Annotated in this window: 10 protein-coding genes; 6 read left to right on the forward strand and 4 right to left on the reverse strand. The window is 62.4% G+C overall.

Going from position 1 to position 13,562, the window contains the following annotated elements; translation table 11 throughout:
* Positions 1-173, forward strand: a 173-nt coding sequence (locus LKK40_RS00005) for a metallopeptidase family protein (RefSeq protein WP_304308912.1), incomplete at its 5' end; no start/stop codon positions are given.
* A 93-nt stretch (positions 174-266) separates the two neighbouring features.
* On the opposite strand, the gene LKK40_RS00010 is transcribed toward LKK40_RS00005, so the two are convergent.
* The 3 genes from LKK40_RS00010 to LKK40_RS00020 are packed head-to-tail and all read right to left on the reverse strand — an operon-like array spanning position 267 to position 5,355.
* On the reverse strand, positions 267-1,802 hold the full coding sequence (locus tag LKK40_RS00010) for a DUF5719 family protein (protein ID WP_304308125.1): 1,536 nt from the start codon (positions 1,800-1,802) through the stop codon (positions 267-269).
* Complete coding sequence (locus LKK40_RS00015) at positions 1,799-5,017, reverse strand: glycosyltransferase family 2 protein (protein WP_304308127.1); 3,219 nt, start codon at positions 5,015-5,017, stop codon at positions 1,799-1,801. Before LKK40_RS00015 ends, LKK40_RS00010 begins: the two co-directional genes overlap by 4 nt.
* A 32-nt stretch (positions 5,018-5,049) precedes the next feature.
* The gene (locus tag LKK40_RS00020) at positions 5,050-5,355 is read right to left on the reverse strand and encodes a WhiB family transcriptional regulator (protein ID WP_152579873.1); all 306 of its coding nucleotides are present in this window, start codon (positions 5,353-5,355) and stop codon (positions 5,050-5,052) included.
* 308 nt (positions 5,356-5,663) lie between these two features.
* On the opposite strand from LKK40_RS00020, the gene LKK40_RS00025 reads away from it, so the two are divergent.
* From LKK40_RS00025 to LKK40_RS00035, 3 genes are all read left to right on the forward strand, one after another.
* On the forward strand, positions 5,664-7,043 hold the full coding sequence (locus tag LKK40_RS00025) for an LCP family protein (protein WP_304308131.1): 1,380 nt from the start codon (positions 5,664-5,666) through the stop codon (positions 7,041-7,043).
* A gap of 66 nt (positions 7,044-7,109) precedes the next feature.
* Positions 7,110-8,642 carry an LCP family protein gene (locus LKK40_RS00030; RefSeq protein ID WP_304308133.1) on the forward strand — a complete coding sequence of 511 codons (1,533 nt, stop codon included), beginning with the start codon at positions 7,110-7,112 and terminating at the stop codon, positions 8,640-8,642.
* 382 nt (positions 8,643-9,024) lie between these two features.
* Positions 9,025-10,977, forward strand: coding sequence for a TcaA 3rd/4th domain-containing protein (locus LKK40_RS00035; RefSeq protein WP_304308135.1), 1,953 nt, complete (start codon positions 9,025-9,027; stop codon positions 10,975-10,977).
* A 50-nt stretch (positions 10,978-11,027) separates the two neighbouring features.
* On the opposite strand, the gene LKK40_RS00040 is transcribed toward LKK40_RS00035, so the two are convergent.
* A complete protein-coding gene (locus LKK40_RS00040; protein ID WP_304308137.1) occupies positions 11,028-11,186 on the reverse strand; it encodes a hypothetical protein in 159 nt (52 codons plus the stop codon).
* Between the two features lie 9 nt (positions 11,187-11,195).
* On the opposite strand from LKK40_RS00040, the gene LKK40_RS00045 reads away from it, so the two are divergent.
* Positions 11,196-13,139: an FtsK/SpoIIIE domain-containing protein gene (locus LKK40_RS00045; protein ID WP_368491384.1), complete on the forward strand. Its 1,944-nt coding sequence runs from the start codon at positions 11,196-11,198 to the stop codon at positions 13,137-13,139.
* Positions 13,140-13,248: 109 nt separating this feature from the next.
* A complete protein-coding gene (locus LKK40_RS00050; RefSeq protein ID WP_024462875.1) occupies positions 13,249-13,527 on the forward strand; it encodes a WhiB family transcriptional regulator in 279 nt (92 codons plus the stop codon).
* The last annotated feature ends 35 nt before the right edge of the window (positions 13,528-13,562 follow it).

Genomic DNA, 13,562 nt, shown 5'->3' on the forward strand with positions numbered 1-13,562 from the left:
TCCCCGCCCAGCATGGCGTGCCCGCCAGAATCGTGCTGTACCGCATGGCGTTGCAGATGCAGGTGACGACCCGCATGGAGCTGCAATGGGCGATTCGCGACGAGCTGGTGTCGCGCATCGCCGAACTCTATGGCCGTCGCCCTGAGGAGATCGACCCCGACTGGGGCATGTAGGAGGCAAGCACACTACAGGTGCGCTACAGACGCAATCCCAGCACGCACCGACTAGTATTCGCTGACTGGTATTCGCAACTCGCACGCACCCGCCTAGTGCGCGATCTGCTGGCTCGCAGCGGCGCGCACATGCGCGTGCCGTGGTTCAAGCGGCTGCGGACCCAGCCAGGACACGCCGGGCAGATTGGCGTTGCTCACATCATCCTGCGAAAGCCTGATGCCCCACTGCAAGCCGGCGTTGCCGCTGAGCACGAACAGCTTGGCCTTGTCTGAGAAATCCTTGGAGCTCAGCCGCGACACGCCGTGCGCACCGACTTTCAGCGCATTGTCGCTCACCTGCCGGCCATCGGCGTCGTAGGCGGTAAGCGTCGCCTTGCGCATCCCATCGGAGGGATTGCCCACGATGACGTCGCCCCCGACCTTGTCCGGCAGCGCGATGGCCGAGGACGCGACGGCTGGCGCAGAATCAACCAATCCGAAGTCCTCGATGCCGTCATGGCCGGAGTCGGTGACCTTCGCTGCAACATACAGCGCCGAATCCGAGGTGACCCGCAGCGCCGAAGCATCCTTGGGGGCCTGCCCCAGATCGATTGCCGAGACCTTGCCGCCGGTCAACTGGGCGGTGTGCAGCTTGCCGCCTTCCGAGCCGCCCACCCATGAAGCCTCGACCGCTGCATTCGCCTCGCTGAAGCCAAGCAGAGTGACCGAATCGCCTTTGTTGAAGCCGTTCAACGTCGTCGATTTCGTCGAGGAATTCAACGGCATGGCGAAATCCGACCCCTTGGAGGTCAGCCCATCCATATGCACGATCCGCACCACTGCGGCGACGGGTGCCTCCTGGCTCGACACCGTGACGAACAGAGCGTCCTGATCGCTTGCTCCAGCAGCCAGGTCGAGGGTTGACTCGCCGTAGGCCGCGACGTTGAGCGTTCTACCGGTCGACAGCGTCATCGTACCGGTCTGCTTGGATCCCCAGACGTCAACGCGCAGCGAAGTCGCCTTGGCTGAGGGATTGGCCACGACCAGCTGCTGCGTGGTGCCTGTAGAGGTATCGGGCAAGAGGAAGGACTGCTGCAGGCCAGTGGGCACGCAGGACGCGGCGGACATGCCCTTGAGATCTCCACTCGTGGCCCACGCGGCAATCGACGCTGCGCTGCCAGTGCCTGACTGCGCCTGCAGCAGCCGCGTGTCCACGAGCCGGGCACCGTGATCGGCGTCCCCTGCGGCGACTTTCACATCCGTCTGGTCCTGAGAGTCGACATCCTTGAGCAGCGTCTGCGTGCCGTTGCCGTCCAACGCTCCGACGCTTGACTGGTAGACCGAGCCGAAAGCGGCATACCGCGCCGAAGAGGCGATATTGCCTTGCGAGACATGGTATTGGCTATCGCCATACGATGCGTCGTCCGAAAGCGCCATGCGCGCAGGGCAGTACGCGGTGACCTGCCGTTGCGACACGTCATAGCCGCGTGCCGATGCGGACACACCCGTGGCGTCCGTCCACTGCGGCACAAGCCGCAATACGCTCAGCGCGGCGAACAGCGCGACCAGCAGCACCGTAGTGATCACGGCGAGTATGATGCGGCGGATCCGGCCGGTGCCACGCGATTTGCGTCGAGGTGTTTCGCTCATGATTCCTCCCTGAAACGACGACCGGGCCGCGGCATGGCGACCAAGCCATACAGCACCAGCAGCAGACCGGCGCTCCATAGCCAGGCTCGTCTCCACGCGCTGCCTTCGATCGCCTGCTGCCGGGTCATGTCGATGCCCGGGGCCTGCGGTCCCAGCGCAGTAAGCCGGTAATAGGTCCCCGAAGCGTTGGAGACGACGGACTGCACGCCGTCGGAGGCGGTGATATGGGTGATAAGCGCCTCACTGAGTCGGCTTTGGACAGTGCTGCCCCCGGTCGCGACGTAAATGCCGCCGAAACCGAGCCGCACGATGCTTGTCACGGCATCGTTGTCCATGTCGGTCAGCAGTCTCGCGCTCGCCTCGCTGAGCGTGGCATCATCGGCGTTGCCCACCCCCGAGACGACTTGCGCCCGCTGCGCGGCAGAGGAATCGAGCAGATCGCCCCGGCCGGTTCGCAGAACGCCATACGACACGCCGGCTGCGGAATCGACCCGCAGCGCAAGAATGCGATGCCCGGCACCGTTGCCCAAGTAATCGACGGCGACCGCAGGAAGCCCCCCATTGCTCACGCTCACCTGATGCGCATTCGAACTCGTGATGCCCAATGCGAGCCACAAGGCCGAGCCAAGGGCGAGCAGGATGACAAGCAAGGCGCGGCCTGCGCGTATGGGCAGCGCTGTGGCAGATACGCCGCCAGCGATGCGATGACGCTCAGGTGCTGGTGTTGACGACGACGTTAGCGATGTCGCTGATACCGACGCTGGCAAAGCCGGCGAAGCCGATGAAGACAGTGGTAAAGCAGGCGAAGCTGGCGACGACAACGGCTCGTAGCGCTTGACGGCACCGCCTGCCACCTGACATGAGCAGCACAGTACTGCGAACAGCGCCAGCACGAATCCCGGCGCCACCGAACCGGCCACAGGACCGTCAGCATCCACCGCAATAACGATTCGCGTCGAAACCAAGCCAAGCGCGATGCCGAACACGGCGAGAACCCACATCATGCGCGAGACGCGCAGCGCGAAGGGCAGAAACAGCGCGATGACCGCAAGCGCCACCAGCACGACCAGCACAATGATCGCGCCAATGCCCAGCCAGTACTCCCAGCCGCCTGTGGCTTCGCCGGTCACGGATACGCCATGCAGCGGCACGCCGAAGGCCGAAGCCGCCATATCCATGAAACTCATCGCCCGAGGACGCCCATTGAGCGCAACGGACGGCATCGTGATGTCGCCGAATAGCTGACGCCAGAAGCCCTGCCTGGCATAGCGCACCGCATTGAGCAGCGTCGGGGCCACCATGAACGCCGCCGGCAGCGGAATGAGCAGCAGCATGGCACGATGCCTCGGCACCAGCATCAGAAATACGAGGAACGCCAGCACCAGCGCCAGCAGCAACTGCGGTTCGGCAGCCACCACAGGGATGAAGCACAGCGCCGAGCATGCGGCAGCCTGCACCGAAGAGCGCGGCTGCACCGGGTCCTCGGTGCGGTAGACGGCCACGGCCCGGAATACGAAGGCGAAGGCCGCAGGCAGGAACATCATCACCGTGAGCATGGCAAGGTCGGCGCTGCCGTAGAAGCCCAAGGCCAGCGCGGCGGCGAACCACAGCAGTCCAGAAACTACGCGGACCGCATCGGAGCGCGTGAAGATGCCGGCCAGGGCCCAGAACGACAAGGCGCATACCGGAGCGGAGGCGAAGAACAGCAAGGAAAGCGCCGCTGCGGTGTGTCCCAGCGTGAGCAGCGAGGTCAGCAGCCAGACCAGCAGCCACGGCGCGGGCGGTGCCGGCACCCCGGTCGAGACGCCGAATACCCACGGCGTAGTAGCGGACTGAACAAGCTGAAGGAAGCTGGCCTGCGTGGGTATGAGCCGCGGCGAAAGCAGCGAACCTCCTGCCAGCGCGGAGCGCAGAACATCCCAATACAGCACAACGACCACAGCGCATGCTGCAAGGGCCATCGCCCCGGCGGCACCAAATCTCGCCAGGGCACGCCGACGCAGATGGGCTTTGGCCAACGGATTGAGCAGCACCGTGTGCTGCTGGCTTTCCAGCGCATCGCGCCGCTGCCGCCATTGCGCCAGCTGATGGCGATCCGCCACCAAGGTCGGCAGCTTCTTGAGTGTCGTGGAACTTTGCCGCCGCACGGTGCCCCGCGCCTTGAAGGCTGTCGGCATATCCACCAGCGCATACCAGGGCAGCCGCAGCGCGCACCACGCCGCGTATGGTCTTTTAGCGAAGAAGTGGCGCACGGCAAGCCCCAGCACCTGAATCAGGCTCCACAGCCACACCAGCGGCCACCATGCCCGATGCATGTCCGTGTAGCGATAGCGCTGCTCGGCACGCAGCACCGACATGGCAGGATCCTGCGGATAGCGCTCGTCGACGGGCTCGCCATCCCGCGTTCGGACCCCCTCGAAGCGGGCGCGCCGATGGGCGATGCGCGCGGCAGGAACCACCACCACGCGCGCACCGCCAAGGCAGACGCGCCGCGAGAAGTCGGCGGCTTCGCCATAGGTGCCGAACCACGGGTTCACGCCATCCAGCGCATGCAGCGTCCGCATCGGCACCAGGGCGCCGGCCAGGGAAACCGCAAACACATCCTGTCTGCCGTCGTACTGCTCCTGATCGGGCTCGCCGTCCACGACAAGGCTTTCGAGGCGATGCCTGCCGGCATAGAAGCCCACGTCGTGCAGATTTTCGGCCTGCCAGTCCAGCTGCTTGGCACCAAGCAGCGCCGCAGTCGGCGCATTGCGCCATGTCTCAAGCAGATGCTCAAGGCAGCGTTCGTCGGCAGGGCGCGAATCGTCGTGCAGCATCCATACGCAGCGCAGGCCATTATCCAGATGCACGGCGTCCAAAGCCTTAGACACCGCGTCGCCGAAGGAGGCGGCGTCCTCGACCCCGACAAGCCGCACGCTGACCGTCTTCGTCTCGGGAACCTGGCTGGCCGGCCCCGCAGGAGTGGGAATGACCTCGAATTGCGATTGCACGGGGAGGCCTACCCGGCCTGCGCAGTCGGCGACCACGATGAACTCCGGCAATACGCTCTGGGTCAGCACCGCCCCCAACGTGGCTTCGAAAAAGCGCATGTCCTCTGCGAGCGTAATGACCGCCGCCACGCCGCGTTCCACATCCTGACGATGCGAATAGGGACGAGCCGCTATGATCCGAGCCAATACCTGCTGGATATCGACGCTGCCTGTTGCATTCATACGTCCAGTGTACGCAGGAGTTCGATCGAGGCTCAGGCCTGCTCCCTGCGCTCCCTTTTGTAGCGCCGGCGCTCCCGCTCGCTCATGCCGCCCCATATGCCGAACCGTTCGTCGTGTTCCAGCGCCCATTGCAGGCATTGCTCGCGCACCTCGCATTGTGCGCATACGCGCTTGGCATCCCGTGTGGAGCCGCCTTTCTCGGGGAAGAAGGCCTCGGGATCCGTCTGCGAGCACAACGCCTGATGCTGCCACGACAGATCGTCGTCCGGGCGGAACAATCCCCATAGCGCGCCCTCGGCCTGTGTTCCCTCCTCGGAATCATCAATGACACCCCACATGTCGTATCCTGCCTACGTTTGGATTCATGTCAGCTACGCTAAATTACACACGTGCCACTTGGCCTTTGTCAAATTCCATGCGTGTCAATGCTGCATTTTCCCAGACTTTGTGATATTGCACGAAGACCGCCTTTTCACGAGGGGAATTCAAGGGTCCAGGGGCGGATTTCGTAAACGTATGGCCTTTGAAGACTCGCGTTCCCAGTTTTTCACAAGCTGGTGGCATACAATCTAGGGGTTCAACTACTTATCAGGCTCTCGGCAGGAACATGCGCAATGCATACGCCGGACGGCAGGAAGGCTACAGCGTGACTTCTCATCGCAGCGATGACCGGCTCCCCAATCTGCACGGCTGGCGCGACACACGGCCGCGTCACAGCCCCGGCTACCGTGTGCGGCATACGGCACGCACCGTGGTCGCCTCCGTGCTTGTGGCGGTGCTCGTCCTCTTTGCGACCGTCGCCTCCGCCACAGCCCTCGATCTGATGAACGCGGCTACTGTGATTCCAGTCTTCGGGCCGAGAAACGGCAAAGCCGCCGAACCGATCGACCCGAATGCGGGCAAGCCGATCTCCTTCCTGTTGCTCGGTCAGGACACGCGCGACGGCTCGGGCAATGAGGCTTTGAGCGGCGGCACCGCAGCCGACGCGGGCAGCCATAATGCCGACACCACGATGGTGGTGCAGATAAGCGCCGACCGTTCCTTCATCAATCTGGTCTCGATTCCACGCGATTCGCTGGTGGACGTGCCCAGCTGCCAGACTCCGAAGGGCACGATTCCGGCTCAGTACGGCGTGATGTTCAACTCGATCTTCTCCACCGCCTGGGATCAAGGCGACGGCCTCTCGTCGGCGGCGAACTGCACGCTCAACGCGGTCAACGCGCTTACCGGACTGGACTTGCAGCAGTTCGTCGTCGTCGATTTCCAAGGGCTGAAGGACATGATCGACGCGGTTGGCGGCGTCAACGTGTGCGTGCCGGTCGACACTCAGGACACCTACACCGAACTGGACTTGAAAAAGGGCTTGCAGCATCTCGACGGCCTGCACGCCACGATGTACGCGCGCATGCGGCACGGCACCGGAACCGACGGCACCGATATCATGCGTACGACGCGGCAGCAGTATCTGGTCAAGCAGCTTATGAGCGAGGCGCTGGGCAAGAACCTCTTCACGCAGACAGGCCAGCTTTACCAGCTGTCCAAGGCCGCGCTGCATTCCCTGAGCATCAGTGAAGGGCTGGCCAGCATCCCGACGCTCACCGGTCTGGCCGTGAGCCTGAAGAATATGAATCCCGCGCATTTCTACGCCCAGACCATACCTGTCACTGAGGCCCCAAGCGACCCCAATCGCAGGGTATGGGCCCCCGGTGCGGACGCAGTGTGGGCCAAGCTGCGTACGAACAAGCCGCTGACGGATGCAACCCCCACCGCGGGCAGCTCCGCATCTCCCACGCCACAGGCTGACCAGTCAAGTGCACCGACCGGTGCATCGCAAAGCCCTGCGCCGACTCCTGATCCGAAAACCGGGCTGATCACTCAGGCGGACGGCACGCTGATTGATCCGAATACCGGCGGCACCGTCAACCCCGTGGATGGCTCGATAACCGATCCGAATACCGGCGAGTATATCGGCATCGCAGATCGTTATCTCAATTCCACGGTATGTGCCGTTCCTGCGCAGAAGTGAGCCGAGCCGCACGAGCGGACGAACCATCCGAGTAGAAGTGGAACGGACTCGTGCATTGGAGGGTATATGAGCCTGGAAACGGATGGAACGAACACACCGGCGACACCGCCGAGTTTCGTTCCTGCCAGCACGCGCAAACGCCGTTCACCTCAGGACGCAACCCCTGCCGCCGATGCGATGGAATCGTTCGGCTCGGCTCCTTCACAAGGTGAGCCTGCCCGCTTCGCCCCCCAGGCCAAACGCCGCGCAGCCTTCTCGCACCAGCCGTCGCCGCGCTCTTCCTCGCAATCACCGGCGCATCAGTCGTCCCCTCAGCCATCGGCACGGCAGTACGGCGCTGATGATGCCGCACACGCCTCTTCGTCAGCGCCCAGTTTTCAGCCAGCGCACTCCTCGCACGCCGCAGAACCACAGGCTTCGGCACCGCGCTCCGCCCGCCCGGCACGCCGCACCACCGGCTCAACGAGCCGGGCCGGATCGGCAGCGCAGCCGGCGTCCTTCGTCTCGCAATCACGCAGCACCGAACCATACCGTGCCGAGCAGCATCGTGCTGGGCAGCGGAATAATGCTGCACTGCGCAATGCCGCACCACATGGCCCCGGAAAATCTGGGGCATCGGGCCCGGCACAGTCTGGCGCGACCCGCACTCGGCACCGCGGTCTGCGTCGTCTGCTCATCGCCGTGGCAATAATCATCACTTTGCTGATTCTGGCGATGTTCGGCACATGGAACTGGGTCGATGGCCGACTCAATAAATCCGACTGGGTCACCAACCACGCCGACACCGCAGGCACGAGCTGGCTGATTCTCGGCTCCGACAAACGCGATGGCACCACTGGCGATGATGGCACCACCGGATACCGCACCGATACCATCCTCGTGCTTACCAAGCCCAATTCCGGGCCCAGCTCGTTGATCTCCGTCCCCCGGGATTCCCTGGTCAACGTCAATGGCGAGTACATGAAGATCAATGCAGTCGCGCAGGCCGATGGCCAGAAGCAGCTTGTCGCGCAGGTCGAAAATGTCACCGGGCAGCATATCGATCATGTGGCGCTGATTCAATTCGGCGGCCTCAAAGGAATCGTTGATGCTCTGGGCGGGGTGCAGCTGTGCTACAACCATACGGTCGATGACGTGGATTCCGGGCTGAAATGGCAGGCCGGCTGCCATCTTGCCAACGGCGACACCGCTTTGGCTTTCTCGCGCATGCGCTACTCGGATCCCCAAAGCGACTTCGGGCGGGCAGCCCGCCAGCGTCAGGTCATCGGGGCGATCATCAGCACAGCGGCGAAAAGCTCCACTCTCGCCAATCCTGGAAAGCTGAACAAGGTCGCCACTGCAGCGCTCAAGTCCATCACCGTGGATCAGGCCACCAACCCGTACACGCTGGCGCAGATGGCGATGGCTTTCCGCGCGGCCACTGGCGCGAAGGGCATCAACGGAACCCTGTACTGGACCGATCCGGGCTACTACGTCGACGGCGTGGGTTCTTCGGTGCTGCTTGACGACGCCAAGAACCATGCGCTATTCAGCGAACTCGCCCAGGGCACACATGCGCCCGGCACCGTGGGCACGCTGGAAGAGGCCGCTCAGCAGTAGGCCCGTTCGGCAGCATATCTCCCTGCACCGGTGCCATACCTGTCAACACAGCTGTCATCGTATGCAGCGCTGATGCTTGTATTGGGAATATCGCCATGCTGCTATGCCGCTCGGCACCTCCCAGATTCGCTTTTTGATTCCTTAGTGACTTGCCCATGATTGCTCATACCGGCATCGCATAACTGGCGGAATACCGCGCGACACGCCGAACATTATTGCGTGAAAAGTTTTTCGTCGCTTTTGCGCTGGAGCTGTATATTTGCCCATGAATGCCTCAATGCTCGCCCATAACCAAACGGAGCATCGCAGTCAATAAGCGCAGCAATGAGGGATAAGAAGATGTTCGCAGTTCGAAGATATGTGCAGTGAAATGAGGCAGGCAATGGAAGCACAACAATGGGCAGCGCTTTTCAATCAGGCTTTCTCTCACGAACCAAGTCCGCAGGAGTTCGCGACTGCGAAGGCACAGGGCTTTTCGCTCGCATCGCTGGGCGAAGTGCCGCCGGCGGCGTTGCCGCGCGTCTGGGCATTGGCATACGAGGGAAGATACGGCCGCAAGCCGTCGATTCAAGAGTTCAGCGCAACCAAAGACAGCGGATTCGATCTTGCCGCGCTCGAAGGCGAGCCGGATAACGCAGTGTCAGCTGATGCGATATCTGACACCGCAGCTCTCGATGCCGCTGCTTCCGAAGGCCTCTCACCCGAAAGTACGGCATCAGCCGAGTCACCTTGGCAGGACGACGGCATCGCCACTGAGCTGATTTCTGTCGTGCAGCCCGAGACGCCGGATTATCCGGCTTACCAAACCCACCAAGATGAAAGCGGCAACGCGCAACCGCCCGTGGCGTTAGGCACAGCGATACCCGCTCAACAGGCTCAGGCTCGTGTCACAAGGCCGCTGCCGAAGCATTTCAAGCTGTGGGTGTGGCTGGGCGTCATCCTCTCCGGGTTACTGTGGGCCGCCGGTTCGGCTGGGTACTATTTCCTGAACTACTTCGGCGCTTCACCAACCGGCTTCAGCTTCTACTGGGCGCACCAGCCCAGCGAGCTGAACCGCTACATCAACGACTACAACACGCACAAGCCCTTGAGCAACGACACACTGCACTGGTATGTGTGGTCGGATACCAGCAAGCCGGTGGCCGCAGCCGACCTGAAATACAAGCCGGCTTTGCCCGCTTCGCTCTCCGCCTCATCTTTTGCTCCGCACAACGGCCTGCTACCAGGCACGCATATGCAACGCACCGGAACCCAATACCTCTTCTTCCCCAAATACCAGGTCGCAGTCACGCCTCAGAAGATGAAGCTGCAGACGGATGCCCAAGGGCTCACGCTGTCGGTCGCCGGTTCGAACGTAGGCACGGCAGATTCCAATTCCTACGCGCAATCGCTTAATCGCATGTTCCCGGGCTCATATGATGTCGCCGCCAAGGGAACCATCAATCAGGTCGGCGTCAACCTGAGACAGAACGTGAAGGCGACGACGGGCAGCACCCAAGCTGATTTCAACCTTCAGTTCATCACGTTCCATCTTTATTCGAATGTGCTCGATGGCGATGTGTACGTCGGAGACTCGAAAATCGGGACGCTGAACGGCGGGGATTACAAATTCAACCAGATTCCCGTGCTCGCCAACCAGCAGCTCCGCGTACAGAGGGCCTTCACCGACGGAATCGTGAAAACCAAATCCACGCCGGTAAGCGATATCGCCGACGGCACATCGATCTATCTCAACTGGGGCCAGGAGCTCACACAGAATGCGGCAGGCAGACTGTTCTCCAATGCGCAGAGCATATTGTCGAATACGGTGGACGGCCGTGCTTCGGATGATGCCGCTTCAGTGTTCGAGGGCGGCACCAACAACCCGGTGTATACACGCTTCATGCAGGATGGCGTGACAGATGTGAAATCACCCGTCGCGGGCGGCTTCAAGCCCTCTTCGATAACCTTGAGCAACGCGACTGTAAACAAGATCGTGCAGACGGGCGTGAACACGTATGACGTCACATGGAGTCTGGACTGGGACTTCGATTACTCCGACGTCAGCAATGCGGATGATACGCAGACCGCAAGCGGCGACTACACGCAGACCTGCCTGTACGTCTCGCAGGTCAAATATATACCGGGCAGCAATGTGTCGAGCGAAAACAACGCAACCAATGGATTGAACGGGCAAAACACCCAGTCCGACGGGTCGAGCAGCTTCGATGGCTCCGACAGTTCGGGCGCCTACGCCACGGGCAACGATTCGACGAACTTCCTCATCGCCTCGTTCAACGCGGACTTCACCATCACCAACACGAAGAACGATGTGACTATGGACTCAACGAATTGATCGTCGTTGGATTGACCGTCGTCGGGCTGATTCACGGATAATCGTGTCGCTCAGGGAACGATGATTCGCTCTTCGATTCCCTGCGATTCGCCCATGATCGCCCATACCGGCATCGCATAACTGGCGGAATACCACGCGACACGCCGGTGCCCCAAGCCTTCGACCACATAACCCGGAATCGCTTGCGGACCGACTGCGACCGCCTTCACACTGGAAGCATGAACGCACGCCATCACCAGCCGGGCCACAAGCTGAGCCGCAGACCGGGGCATAAACCGAGCCGACGGCTGAGCCGCAAGCCAGCCCGCCAACATCAACGGCATAAGCGCGAACGGAGCATGCTCATGCTGCGCTATGGAGCGCCGGCCCTCACGCAGATCATGATGGCAGTGCTGATGCTTGTCGAACGACGCTGGCTGTTCGCTCTGATGGTCGCGCCCGGGCTGGTGACCACGCTGATAGCAATGCTGCTCGCCGCGCGCACCGATACGGCATCGTCGCCAGCAGGCATGCCGTCACCATCCAGCATCACGAACCAGGAGACGCAAACGCCCCGTGACGGCATGCGCACGTTAGCTCTGCGGACGCTGGAATCGCTGCTCGGCGTGGATAAGGAGCCGCTGATGTGGCGAAGCGTGGTGCGCCGCTGGCTGCAGCCAGGAAGCCTGCGGGTACCCGTGGCCATGTCGAGCGACGGCGTCTACATGCTCGACCTCGCCGGCCAAGGGCCGCACGCCTTGGTCGCAGGCACCACCGGATCGGGCAAATCGGTGCTGCTGCAAAGCTGGTGCCTGTCGATGGCCTTTGCCAACCCGCCGGAGCGGCTGCATTTCGTCTTTCTGGATTTCAAAGGCGGTTCCGCGTTCAACCGGCTCGAAGAGTTGCCGCATGCGGTCGGCAGCGTATGCGATCTCGATCTGCACCATGCCACGCGCGCTCTGCTCGCCGTCGAGCAGGAGCTCGAACGCCGTGAACGACTGGTTGCTCGGCAGCGCGTGGGCGATCTGCGAGCGCTGCCTGACCGGCCTGCGGCGATGGTGATTGTCGTTGACGAATTCCACGCCCTGAGCAATCAACTCCCCGATTATGTCGACAGGCTCACCCGTATCGCCTCGCTGGGGCGCTCGCTGGATATGCACGTCATCGCCTGCACGCAGAACCCCTTGGGACAGGTCAGCGCCACTATGAAGGCGAATATGAGCCTGAACATATGCCTGCGCGTGCGCGACGGGGTCCAATCCAGCGAGCTGCTGGGAGACACGAGGGCGGCCACGATTCCCCCTGAGCTTCCCGGCAGTGCCTACTGCGCCGACGGCGGGGAGCTGACTGCCATCCGCTGCGCCCAGACGCACAGCATCGAGCGTCTTGTTCAGGCGATGCGGCTGGCTCAGCGTTTTCGCGGAGGGCGTGCTGCCGTTCCATTATTTACCGCTCCGCTGCCACGCATGGTGCACAGCATCGCCAAACATCTGGGCCGCTCCCCCACGGCCTCGCGCTCAGCCGTGCCGTTCGCGCTCGGCGACACCGGCGTGGCACTCGATGCGGCGATGCTGCCCATCGAGCGCGGCAATATCGCTGTCATCGGCATGCAAGGGCGGGGCAAAACCACGCTGCTGCAGACGATATACGCTCAGGCGTGCGCTGTAGAAGGGCTGGATGCGGTTTGGTTTAATGGGGCTGCAGAAGCATCTGCCTGGGAAGGCTCCGTCTCTGCAGAGCTATCTGCTGGGGCAGTTGCCGGGAATCGATCTGCGGCTAATCCCCATGCTCAAACACCTCCCCCGCACGCCATCTGGCTGGTGGACGACGCCGACGCATGGTTCGAGCCGTTGTGCGCCGACTCTGCTGCGAGCAGACTCAGGTCAGCGTTGGCCGATGCTGCGATCACTGTGATCTTCGCCGTGCGCACCTCGCGGCATATCCGCATCCCCGAGCACTGCACGACACGTGTCGTCATGCCCACCGGCGAACGTGCCGTCGACCTCATGAACGGCATACCGGCGAATCTGCTCGCCACCTTCGATGCTGCGGCCGTGCAGACCCCCGGGCGAGCGGTGCTCCTGCGCGATGGCAACGCGACGCTCGTCCAGTGTCTCGCCCCTCGAGTGCAGGAACAATCGGAACAACCGGATAAGTTGGACAAGTTGGGCGAAAACCCTTGAAAATTCGATGCGTTCGTGGTTATCTAGTAGGGAACTTACAGCGTTGACATCATGACGGCAGCTATGCGCCATGAACTCAACATCTGGTTTCAACAGGAAGGCAAATTTGATGAGCAGTGCTTTTGACTGGCGCGCGAAGGCGGCATGCCGCGACAAGGATCCGGAGCTGTTCTTCCCCGTGGGCAACACCGGGGCAGCGTACCAGCAGATCGAAGAGGCCAAGGCCGTGTGCCGCACCTGCAAGGTGATCGATGCCTGCCTGAAGTGCGCGCTGGACACCAACCAAGACTATGGCGTGTGGGGTGGCCTGAGCGAAGATGAGCGTCGCGCTCTGAAGCGTCGCGCCATGCGCGCCCGCCGTTCGCAGAACATGCAGATGCAGATCTGAGTACAGCGGCTATCATAGCCGCCGGTTCAAGAATC

It is taken from the genome of Bifidobacterium tibiigranuli, from assembly GCF_022655035.1.
GTDB lineage: Bacteria > Actinomycetota > Actinomycetes > Actinomycetales > Bifidobacteriaceae > Bifidobacterium > Bifidobacterium tibiigranuli_A.

Coding starts and splice junctions, on each gene's coding strand:
- LKK40_RS00010 (WP_304308125.1), bottom strand. CDS start 1,802: ATGAGCGAAACACCTCGACGCAAATCGCGTGGCACCGGCCGGATCCGC.
- LKK40_RS00015 (WP_304308127.1), bottom strand. CDS start 5,017: ATGAATGCAACAGGCAGCGTCGATATCCAGCAGGTATTGGCTCGGATC.
- LKK40_RS00020 (WP_152579873.1), bottom strand. CDS start 5,355: ATGTGGGGTGTCATTGATGATTCCGAGGAGGGAACACAGGCCGAGGGC.
- LKK40_RS00030 (WP_304308133.1), top strand. CDS start 7,110: ATGAGCCTGGAAACGGATGGAACGAACACACCGGCGACACCGCCGAGT.
- LKK40_RS00035 (WP_304308135.1), top strand. CDS start 9,025: ATGGAAGCACAACAATGGGCAGCGCTTTTCAATCAGGCTTTCTCTCAC.
- LKK40_RS00045 (WP_368491384.1), top strand. CDS start 11,196: ATGAACGCACGCCATCACCAGCCGGGCCACAAGCTGAGCCGCAGACCG.
- LKK40_RS00050 (WP_024462875.1), top strand. CDS start 13,249: ATGAGCAGTGCTTTTGACTGGCGCGCGAAGGCGGCATGCCGCGACAAG.